Here is a 9,158-nt window from a genome sequence, read left to right on the forward strand (position 1 = left end):
CTGGCAGACAGGATGACAAGAGCTGGGTGACGGGAGACTGTCACGCCCAGATCTGTGAGAGCCGGGAGGTGAGACTCCTCCCGGCTACTCGACCTAAGAAATTTGAAGCTCTTCGCTCTTCGCTTTTCTTGGCTGGCATCCGGTACGACCGTCCGGCTGCCGCGCACGCCGACGCGGCCACGTCTCCGGCCGGATTGCCGGGGATACCCGACCAAGCGGCCGACAGCGCTCGCCGGTGACGGCCGGGCGGCACATACCGGTACCCTCGCCGGGTGACCTCCAACGACGACCCAGCCGACGGGCACGCCCGATTCAACCAGCTCAGCACCGCCGTGCGGGAGAGCCGGCCCGAAGACGACCCGGCGCTGCTCGCGGCGCTGCTCGCCGAGCCCGACCGGCTCATGGCGGAGTCGGTGCTGACCTCCCTTGTGGACACCCGGGCCGAGGCGCTGGCGTCGGCGGCGTCGTTCGCCGCGTGGGCGGAGCCGGTGCTGGACGCGGTGGGCGCCGACGGATTCATCGCCCGCCGCGTGCAGGAGTGGTCCCTGTTCAAGGCGCTGCAGTCCGGCGAGCCGGTCGATCGCGAGGCGCTGGCGGCCGCGTCGAACTGGCTCCAGCGCAAAGTGGTCGAGGAGGCCGACTCGGCCGCGGTACTGGCGGTGCTGGGCGAGACCGGCCGCACGAAACGGGTCCGCAACCTCGCCAAGACCCGTGCCGGGCGCCTGCGATCCCAGGGCCGGTGACCGGCAGTCAGTCCGTCGACGCGATAGCGTCTCTGATCGATCGCGCGTCGCTGTTCGCGCATCCCGTCGACGACCGCGGCGAGTTTCGGTCCGTTCTCGAACCTGAGGACTACGCTGCTCAACAGGGCCCGGGGACTTGCAGCCTGTACCTAGGTACAGGCTTACCGTTGACTCATGTTCATCGCTGCTGACGCGTGCACGCCTCCGACGGCCGAACGGCACGCCAGGCCGGACGGCGACGGCGAGGCGGTCACGGTTCCGCCGCGGCCCGCCGACGGGCTGGCGTCGGCGTGACGTCTGCCCGCCTGCGCACGGGCGAGGTCGCCGCGCTCGCCGGCCTCAACATCCAGACCCTGCGCTACTACGAGCGCCGCGGCCTGCTCGCCGAGCCGATCCGCTCGATCGGCGGCCATCGCCTGTATCCGCCGGACACCGTGGCCCTGCTGCACCTCATCAAGACGGCGCAGCGGCTCGGCTTCACTCTCGACGAGGTTGCCGAGTTCCTCGAGGCCGGCCGCCGGCGGGACCCCACCCCGGAACTGCGCCGGCGGGCCCTCGACAAGATCGCCGAGATCGACGCGAAGATCGCCGACCTGACCGCGATCCGGGGCGCGCTGACCGGGGTGGTCGACGCCCGCTGTGACAGCCTCACCGACTGTACCCACCCCGACGTGCCCGTCGGCCGCACACACCGCTGATTCCCTTCTGGGCGACCAGGAACCACCAACCGTCCACAAAGGATGGACCCATGCTGCCCGTACCGCCGCCGAAGGCCGGACCGCGGCTCAAGTGGTATCACCTCGTCATCGCCGGCGTCGTCGGGGTGTTCCTGCTCTGCTCCTGCGCCGCAGTGGTGGCGTACCGGCAGTTCGGCCGCACCTCGGGTGACATCGCGGCCTGCGACCTGGCGATGAACGCCGCCGTACCCACCGACGCCGCCGACGTCCGCACCTTCCGTACGATGGCCGGGGACTTCCGGACGGCGGCGGGCAAGGCGGACAGCGCCGACCTTCGCGCGGCGATGCTGGCGGCTGCCGATGCGTTCGAAAAGTCCGCTGCGGCCGACGACGAAGTCAGACGGCAACGGGGGAACGATACCGGCAGCGCGGACGCCTCGCGGGCCGACGCCCAAGCGTTGCGTGAGGTTGGCGCGACGTACCGGAACATGCAGACCCTCTGTGAGCAAGCCGGCTGGCCGGGCTGACACGTGGATGAGCTGAGCCTGTGACGTGGACGATCGGGCCGTACCACCAATGGCCCGCACGCATAAGGTTGGCTCGACATGGTGACCTACGCCAGATCAGGACGGGGCAGAACATGGACCGAGGCACCCGCGACGAACTGCTCGGCCGCCTGGCGGCGGCGGTCGGGGCCGTCGAAGTCGCGCACCCGGTGCGGGTGGCCGTCGACGGAGCGCCCGCCGCCGGCAAGACCACGCTCGCCGACGAGCTCGCTGTCGTCCTGCGCGCCCAGGGCCGCGACGTCATCCGCGCATCGATCGACGACTTCCTCTTCCCCCGGGCACAGCGCTATCCACGCGGCGAGTACTCGGCCGAAGGCTGCTACTTCGACACCCACGACTACGACGCGCTGAACCGGGTGCTGCTCGATCCGCTCGGCCCCGGCGGCGATCGGTGCTTCCAGAACGCGGTTTACGACCGGACTGCGGATGCGGTACTGTCGCCGCCGATCTCGACCGCCCAGGCCGGCGCCGTGCTGGTCTTCGACGGCGTCTTCCTCATGCGCCCGGAGCTGTTCGACCGGTGGGATCTGCGCGTCTTCGTGTCGACCGCGCTCGAGAAGACCGTGGACCGTGCCGTGGTCCGGGAGCGCCAGGTGTCGTCCCGGGCCGAGGTCGAGCGGCGCTGGCGTGAGCGATACATCCCTTCCCAGCAGTTGTACTTCGCTCAGGTCCGCCCGGCCGATCACGCCGACATAGTCGTGCACAACGACGAGCCCCGGCAGCCGGCCTGGGAGACCCGGTCACACTGACCGCAGGTGAATGCTCAGCTGGGAGCCGAGCTCGCGGAAGCCGAGCGCCCGGGCCACCCGGCGGGAGGCCTCGGGCCGGGCCCGCCACTGGGGCAGCAGGTCGGATCGCAGCGCGTCGGCGACGGCGGCGGTGGCGACTGCCCGCGCGAGTCCTCGTCCGCGCTGCGCCGGCGCGGTCAGCACACTGAGGTGGGCGGTGTCGCCGGGCCAGGCCCGGTAGCCGGCGGCCGCGACGACCTCCGTTGCGGTGCGCACCACGAACACCGGCGATGTGACCTCGGCCAGACCGGACTCGTCGGCGTCGTCAGCCGGTACACGGGCGATCAGGGTCTTGAGGTCGGCGTGGTCCGCGGGGATCTTCTCGAGCGCGGCGGCGCCGGCGGGTCGGAAGCCGGCCGCGTCGCAGTAGGCCAGAGTCGCCGGCCCCAACGTCTCGTCGATCGGCAGCGTGCCTTGAAGTTCGGCCATCGTGGGAAGATCGGCGAAGGCGCGCCGCACGGTCTCGGCAGTGTCGCCGTCGGGGGCAGTGACGATCACGGCTCCTCCCAGCGCGACGATGCCGACCCAGCCGGGCGGGCACAGCGACGATTGCGGGGAGACCACGACCTCGACGGCCGCGTCCCGGAAGACGACCGGCGTCCCGGCCAGGCCGGCCCAAAGCCGTCGGGCGCGCTGCAGCAGGAGGTCGTCGAGCACGGTCGGATCATGGCAACCGGCTGTCATGTACGACACCGAGATACCGTCCCGGCATGACGGACTCCTCCACATCACCGAACGGACCAGCTGGGAGGACGCCCTCGGGACAGGCTGGTACCGCACGTCGACCCGAGGCGTGTCGCTCGACGAGCAGGGCTTCATCCATTGCTCCCTGCCCCATCAGCTATGCGCTGTCGCCGAGTACGTCTACGGTGACGCTGACGACCTGGTGGTCCTCGTCATCGACAGCGAACGCCTCGGCGCACCGGTCGAGTACGAAGCCCCGGAGCCGGGCGCCGAGAGGTACCCACACATCTACGGGCCGGTACCAACCAGCGCGGTGAGCAAGGTCGTCCCGGTCGAGCGCGACGCCGAGGGACACATGCTGCTGCCCGAGTAGCGGACCCCTGAGCAGCGCGCGGCATCGGAGTCGTCCACATGACCGCGCCGGTGGCGCTTGTGGATCATGCTGCTGTCATGACTTCCGAGCGCGGGCCCACTGGCATGTGGGTGATCGGCTCCGTGGAGCTCGTGATCGGTGGCGCACTGCTCGCCGCGGCCGACCGGCGCCCAGCTCAACAAGCAGCCGCAGGTCCAGCTGGACCTGCGGGTCACCACGGCGGTCCACGGCACCTTCGACGTGGCCCTCAAGGTCTGGCCTTGCCGTAAGGCGACCGGTCGCGCACTGCGGTGTCACACTGAGCGCCATGCTGGACTCTCCGCAGGCATTCCTGCAGGCGGCCGGGTACGCACTGGATCCGGTGTCCGACACCGTCTGCGAGCTCGCCGCCGACCGGCAGATCAGCGTGCGCGAGTTTCTGCACGACCTCGCCGCGGCCGCCGCGGACTGGCCGCGCACGCCACCGGAGCTGTGGTACGCCGACGTCATGCAGCACTGTTTCTGGTCGCTGCTGCGCGGCCGGCCCGAACCGGTTCCCGGCGAGAACATGGACGCTGAAGCTGTGGCGTTCGGTGTGCTCATCGCGATGATGAGCGCGGACCGCGGCGGCCATCGCGAGGCCGCGGACTTGTGCGAGACGGCCCTGGCCTACATGAAGACCCTGCCCGCCTGGCAGGACGTGGAGTTGACCATCGATCCGTCCGACGGCGGGTTCACGCTGACCCTCTGACGGCGAGCGCCCGAAGCGCGATCGCGGACTGAGCCGACCCGATCAAGATCCCGTGCTCGCTCATCGGCCACGAGTGGCTCGCGTTCGCCTGTGATGGCGAAGGGCACCCCCAGCATGGTCCAGATGCACCTAGAGGTCGAGGGACGGGCGCCGGTGGCCGAGCCGAGCAGGCGAGAACGGGCCGGTCAGGATCCGTCGAGCAGCGACACCACCCGCTGGAGATCGTCCTTGCTCGCCGGTACCTGCAGGACCATGAGCAGGTCGGGGTGCTCGACCGGGTGGAACTGGAACAGCTCGAGGTCCAGCCGGCCGGCCTCGGGGTGGTCGATCCGGATCGTCGCCGGCCGGAAGTCGCGGATCGGATACGTCGCCCACCACGCGCGGAACTCCGGGCTGGCCTCGCTCAGCTCCGCCACCATCGTCGCGAACCGCGGGTCGTCGGGGCGCCGGCCGACGACGGCCCGGAACTGGCTCAGCACCGCCCGCGCGGCCGGCTCCCAGCGGACCATGCGGGCCCGGCTCTGAGTGTCGGTGAACATCATCCACAGCAGGTTGCGCCGGTCGGCGGGGAGCGCGGCCGGGTCGTGGCGCAGTCGGGCGTACGGCGTGTTCCACACCACGTAGTCGAAGTGCGTGTCATAGATGGAGGCGATCGTCGGGGCGGCCGCGTCGACGAGGCGCTGCAGCCGGGGCAGCGCGTCGCCGAGCTGTGTCTCGCCCACCGCGGTGGCGAGACCGGCCAGGGCGCGCAGGTGGCGGCGCTGGTCGGGGTCGAGCCGCAGCGCCCGGGCCAGCGCGTCGACGACCTGTTCCGACGCCGCGATGTTCCGGCCCTGCTCCAGCCAGGTGTACCAGGTCACGCCGACCCCGGAGAGCTCGGCGACCTCTTCCCGCCGCAGGCCGGGAGTCCGGCGCCGGCCGGGGTCGAGATCCTCCGGCAGCCCCACGTCGACCGGCCGGAGCCGGGCCCGCTGAGCCCGGAGAAAGGCCGCCAGCTCGACCCGGCGCGCCGGCCGCGGCGTCCCGTTCTGAGCCCGGGGGGAGGCGGCCGGCTCGGCCCGGCGCGCCGGCCGCGGCGTCTCGTTGTCATTCGTCACGCCGGCTCGGCTCCCGGGCGGAGTGGACGGTTACCGACCGCAGGCTAGCAGTATCAGCACCAGGACCAGCCGGGCGAACGCTCACTATTCTGCCGCTCATGGCAGATCACGAGGGGCCGGTGCTGGTCATCGGGGCCACCGGCCAGCAGGGCGGCGCGACCGCGCGGCAACTGCTCGAACACGGTCACACGGTCCACGCCTTCGTGCGCGACCCCGATTCGGCCGCCGCCCGGGCGCTGCGGACGGCGGGAGCCGGCCTCGTCGTCGGGGACCTGGACGATCCGGCGTCGCTGCGCGCGGCGATGCGGGGCATGCACGGGGTCTTCCTCGTGCTGACGATGATGGACGGTCCCCGGATCAGTCCCGATGCGGTGGTGGCGGAGGAACGGCGGGGAAAGGCGGTGGCCGGCCTCGCCCGGGAGTCCGGCATCGGGCATCTCGTCTACAGCTCGCTCAACGGCGCCGACGCAATGTCCCGGATCCCGTACTACGACAGCAAGGCCCGGATCGAAGAGCACATCCATGCGCTCGGACTTCCGGCGACCGTCCTGCGTCCCGTATCGTTCATGGACAACTTCGCGACCTACAACCGCCCGGTCCTGGACGACGGCGAGCTGGTGGTCAGCCTGGCCGTGCGCGAGGACCTGCCGATGCAGCTGATCTCGGTCCGCGACATCGGCGCCTTCGCGGCGATCGCGTTCGACCGGCCCGAGCACTACCTCGGCCGGACCGTCGAGATCGCCGGGGACCGGCTCACACCGCCGCAGATCGCCGAGACCTTCGGCCGGGTCTGCGGCCTCCCGGCGCGTTTCCGCCAGACCCCCGTCGCGCAGGTCCGCGCCTTCGACGAACAACTGGCCCAGATGTTCACGTTCTTCAACGAGCACCCCTCCGAGCCGGTCGACCTCCCGGCGCTGCGGGCGCAGCACCCGGACCTGATGCGGCTGGATACCTGGTTGCGTACGACCGGCTGGAAGCCCCGAGCCCAGAAAGCGAGCGGACAATGACCGATGGACTGCTGCTACCGCCGGGAGGCGGCCGCCGGATCCAGGCCATGACCTTGAAGTCGGGCGCCGGACAGTCGGCGACCTGGTCGGCGTTCGAGGCCGAGGTCGCCCCGGGGTTCGATGTCGGGGCGCACCGGCACCAGCAGGCCGAGGAGGTGTTCTACGTGCTGGAAGGCGAGCTCGACCTGCTCGCCTTCCACCCGACCGGCAACGCCGGCGGCGACTGGCGCACCTGGGAGTCGCAGACCGGCGCCACGGTCTTCCGGGGCGGGCCGGGGAGCTTCATGTTCGTGCCCGCCGGATGCCCGCACGCCTTCTTCAACCCGGGACGCGAAACGGCCCGGATGCTGTTCCTGGTGTCCCCGGCCGGCCACGAGCTCTACCTCCAGGAGCTCACCGACCTGCTGGCCGCCGGAGGACCACCGGACCAGGCCGCGATCGCGGCGCTGCGGAGCCGCCACGACATTCACCAGCTCACGCCCCTGACCAACCACCCGACCGGCGGTTAGGCGCCCACAGGTCGGAGCACCGCGGACGATCAGGTAGGGGCCCGGCGGGGCGGCGCGCCCTACCTGCGAACGCTCGGCGATGGACACCACCCTATGCAACCCGGGCCCCGGCGACAGCCCGGGCACCGGGCGCGGCGCATTCACCTGAGCCGGCGCGGGCCGGTGCTGCTGCGCAGCGAGATCGGCGGTGCGTGCACGACATGGCGCGGCAGGGCATCGGGCGTGGCGATGCGCTCCAGGAGGAGGTCCACGGCCTGCGCGCCCATCTCCAGCGCCGGCACGTCGGCCGAGGTCAGCGGCGGGCGGAAGTCCTCGGCCCAGTGCCGGCCGGCGACGCCCGCGACGGAGAAGTCGTGCGGCACGACGAGGCCGGCCCGGTCCAGCGCGCGCTGCAGGCCCGGCAGCGCGGCCTCGTTGATCGTCACGAGCCCGGTCACGTCCGGGTGGGCCTCGAGCAGCCGCTCCAGGCACGCCTCGCCGCCCGCGGCCTCGTCCGGGCAGCAGACGTCGACGCCGGTGAGGCCGCGTTCGGCGATCGCCTCGCCGAAGCCGGCCAGCGCGCGGTGGCCCGGGCCGTAGCCGGCGGCGACGAGCTCGGCGGAGCGGTTGACGAAGGCGAGGTGGCGGTGGCCGAGGTCGGCGAGGTGGTGCACGCACCGGGCGATGAGCGCGGCGTAGTCGACGTCGATCCACCACATGTCGTGGGTGTCGGCCGGGTGCCCGATGGTGACGAACGGCAGGCCGCTCTGGCGGAGCCGGTCGACCCGGTCGTCCTCGAGACGGATCTCCATGAGGATGATGCCGTCGACCCGGCGGCCGGTGATGACGCGCTCGAAGGACCGCTCGTGGTCGCCGCCGGACGGTGAGAGCAGGACGTCGAGGTCGGCGTGGGCGGCGGCCTCCACGACGCTGGCGACGAACCCGAGCTGCATGTCGGTGAGGCGCTGGGTGGCGGGCGGGATGACCAGGCCGAGCGTGCGGGTGCGGCCCTCCTTCAGCGCGCGGGCCGCGGCGTTGGGCCGGTAGTCGAGCTCCTCGATCACGGCGACGATGCGCCGCCGGGTCTCCTCCGACACCGTGCGCTTACCGCTGAGGACGTACGACACCGTGCTGCGGGACACGCCCGCGCGCTTGGCGATCTCGCCGATGTTCACGCGCCCTCCAGCGAATCGGTTCGACCCGAGCCTAGGGACGGCCCGGCTCGGTGTCAACGCGACCCTTGACGCCCGGCGGAGAACTTGACTATCGTCGCCGCGAACCGATTCGCGAACCGATTCGACACCCCCGTTCACCCCCACCGTCACTAGGGGCACCCCATGCCTGTATCCGTTCGCCGCGCCCTCGGCGCGTCGCTCCTCGTCCTGGCCCTGGCCGGCTGCTCGACGTCCACCAACAAGGCCGCCGATGGCGGCGCCTACACGATCTGGGACCCGTACCCGCAGTACGACGGCTCCTCCGCGTGGGTCAAGCTGCTGCAGCAGTGCGGCACCGACGCCGGCGTCACCGTCCAGCGCACCGGCTACGACACCACCGACCTGACCAACAAGGCCCTGCTGGCCGCCCAGCAGGGCAGCTCACCCGACGTGCTCATCGTCGACAACCCGGTCGTCTCCACCCTCGCCGAGGCGGGCGTGCTGACCACGACCGACGACAACAAGCTCGACACCGGCGCCATCGCGCCCAACCTCCTCGCCGCCGGGCAGTCCGGCGGCAAGACGTACGGCATCCCGATCGGGGCGAACACGCTGGCCCTGTATTACAACAAGGCGGTGCTGACGGCGGCCGGGGTCGATCCGGCCGGGGTGAAGGACTGGGCGTCGCTGACGGCGGCGTTGACGAAGGTGAAGGCGGCGGGGAAGAAGGGCATCACGTTCTCGGCGATCGGGACTGAGGAGGGCAGTTTCCAGTTCCTGCCGTGGTTCTGGGGTTCCGGTGCGAACCTGACGAAGCTCGACTCGGCCGAGGGTGTCTCGGCGTTGCAGTT

12 protein-coding genes are annotated in these 9,158 nt (G+C 71.4%); 9 read left to right on the top strand and 3 right to left on the bottom strand.

Going from position 1 to position 9,158, the window contains the following annotated elements:
* Positions 1 to 272 precede the first annotated feature (272 nt).
* From AB0B76_RS58100 to AB0B76_RS58115, 4 genes are all read left to right on the top strand, one after another.
* Positions 273 to 743, top strand: a complete 471-nt coding sequence (locus AB0B76_RS58100; RefSeq protein ID WP_360394794.1) for a hypothetical protein — start codon at positions 273 to 275, stop codon at positions 741 to 743.
* A gap of 290 nt (positions 744 to 1,033) precedes the next feature.
* Positions 1,034 to 1,441: a MerR family transcriptional regulator gene (locus tag AB0B76_RS58105; protein ID WP_360394797.1), complete on the top strand. Its 408-nt coding sequence runs from the start codon at positions 1,034 to 1,036 to the stop codon at positions 1,439 to 1,441.
* 50 nt (positions 1,442 to 1,491) lie between these two features.
* Positions 1,492 to 1,947: a hypothetical protein gene (locus tag AB0B76_RS58110; protein ID WP_360394800.1), complete on the top strand. Its 456-nt coding sequence runs from the start codon at positions 1,492 to 1,494 to the stop codon at positions 1,945 to 1,947.
* A 113-nt stretch (positions 1,948 to 2,060) separates the two neighbouring features.
* Positions 2,061 to 2,735 carry a cytidylate kinase family protein gene (locus tag AB0B76_RS58115; RefSeq protein WP_360394803.1) on the top strand — a complete coding sequence of 225 codons (675 nt, stop codon included), beginning with the start codon at positions 2,061 to 2,063 and terminating at the stop codon, positions 2,733 to 2,735.
* On the opposite strand, the gene AB0B76_RS58120 is transcribed toward AB0B76_RS58115, so the two are convergent.
* On the bottom strand, positions 2,727 to 3,431 hold the full coding sequence (locus AB0B76_RS58120) for a GNAT family N-acetyltransferase (RefSeq protein WP_360394806.1): 705 nt from the start codon (positions 3,429 to 3,431) through the stop codon (positions 2,727 to 2,729). The genes AB0B76_RS58115 and AB0B76_RS58120 overlap by 9 nt on opposite strands.
* Positions 3,432 to 3,456: 25 nt before the next feature.
* Between AB0B76_RS58120 and AB0B76_RS58125 the strand changes: the two genes are divergently transcribed.
* Positions 3,457 to 3,831: a DUF952 domain-containing protein gene (locus AB0B76_RS58125; RefSeq protein WP_360394808.1), complete on the top strand. Its 375-nt coding sequence runs from the start codon at positions 3,457 to 3,459 to the stop codon at positions 3,829 to 3,831.
* Between the two features lie 307 nt (positions 3,832 to 4,138).
* Positions 4,139 to 4,561, top strand: coding sequence for a hypothetical protein (locus AB0B76_RS58130; RefSeq protein ID WP_360394810.1), 423 nt, complete (start codon positions 4,139 to 4,141; stop codon positions 4,559 to 4,561).
* 185 nt (positions 4,562 to 4,746) lie between these two features.
* On the opposite strand, the gene AB0B76_RS58135 is transcribed toward AB0B76_RS58130, so the two are convergent.
* Complete coding sequence (locus AB0B76_RS58135; RefSeq protein ID WP_360394813.1) at positions 4,747 to 5,658, bottom strand: helix-turn-helix transcriptional regulator; 912 nt, start codon at positions 5,656 to 5,658, stop codon at positions 4,747 to 4,749.
* Positions 5,659 to 5,756: 98 nt separating this feature from the next.
* Here AB0B76_RS58135 and AB0B76_RS58140 point away from each other — a divergent pair, with 98 nt between their 5' ends.
* Together AB0B76_RS58140 and AB0B76_RS58145 are read left to right on the top strand one after the other, a co-directional pair.
* Complete coding sequence (locus AB0B76_RS58140; RefSeq protein ID WP_360394816.1) at positions 5,757 to 6,665, top strand: NmrA/HSCARG family protein; 909 nt, start codon at positions 5,757 to 5,759, stop codon at positions 6,663 to 6,665.
* A complete protein-coding gene (locus AB0B76_RS58145; RefSeq protein ID WP_360394819.1) occupies positions 6,662 to 7,174 on the top strand; it encodes a cupin domain-containing protein in 513 nt (170 codons plus the stop codon). The genes AB0B76_RS58140 and AB0B76_RS58145 overlap by 4 nt, the downstream gene beginning before the upstream one ends.
* A 140-nt stretch (positions 7,175 to 7,314) precedes the next feature.
* On the opposite strand, the gene AB0B76_RS58150 is transcribed toward AB0B76_RS58145, so the two are convergent.
* Positions 7,315 to 8,328, bottom strand: coding sequence for a LacI family DNA-binding transcriptional regulator (locus AB0B76_RS58150; RefSeq protein ID WP_360394822.1), 1,014 nt, complete (start codon positions 8,326 to 8,328; stop codon positions 7,315 to 7,317).
* 162 nt (positions 8,329 to 8,490) lie between these two features.
* On the opposite strand from AB0B76_RS58150, the gene AB0B76_RS58155 reads away from it, so the two are divergent.
* The coding region (locus AB0B76_RS58155) for an extracellular solute-binding protein (protein WP_360394825.1) at positions 8,491 to 9,158 on the top strand (668 nt) is incomplete at its 3' end.

The sequence above is a fragment of the Dactylosporangium sp. NPDC049140 genome (assembly GCF_040648435.1).

Coding starts and splice junctions, on each gene's coding strand:
- AB0B76_RS58145 (WP_360394819.1), top strand. CDS start 6,662: ATGACCGATGGACTGCTGCTACCGCCGGGAGGCGGCCGCCGGATCCAG.
- AB0B76_RS58125 (WP_360394808.1), top strand. CDS start 3,457: ATGTACGACACCGAGATACCGTCCCGGCATGACGGACTCCTCCACATC.
- AB0B76_RS58115 (WP_360394803.1), top strand. CDS start 2,061: ATGGACCGAGGCACCCGCGACGAACTGCTCGGCCGCCTGGCGGCGGCG.
- AB0B76_RS58130 (WP_360394810.1), top strand. CDS start 4,139: ATGCTGGACTCTCCGCAGGCATTCCTGCAGGCGGCCGGGTACGCACTG.
- AB0B76_RS58110 (WP_360394800.1), top strand. CDS start 1,492: ATGCTGCCCGTACCGCCGCCGAAGGCCGGACCGCGGCTCAAGTGGTAT.
- AB0B76_RS58140 (WP_360394816.1), top strand. CDS start 5,757: ATGGCAGATCACGAGGGGCCGGTGCTGGTCATCGGGGCCACCGGCCAG.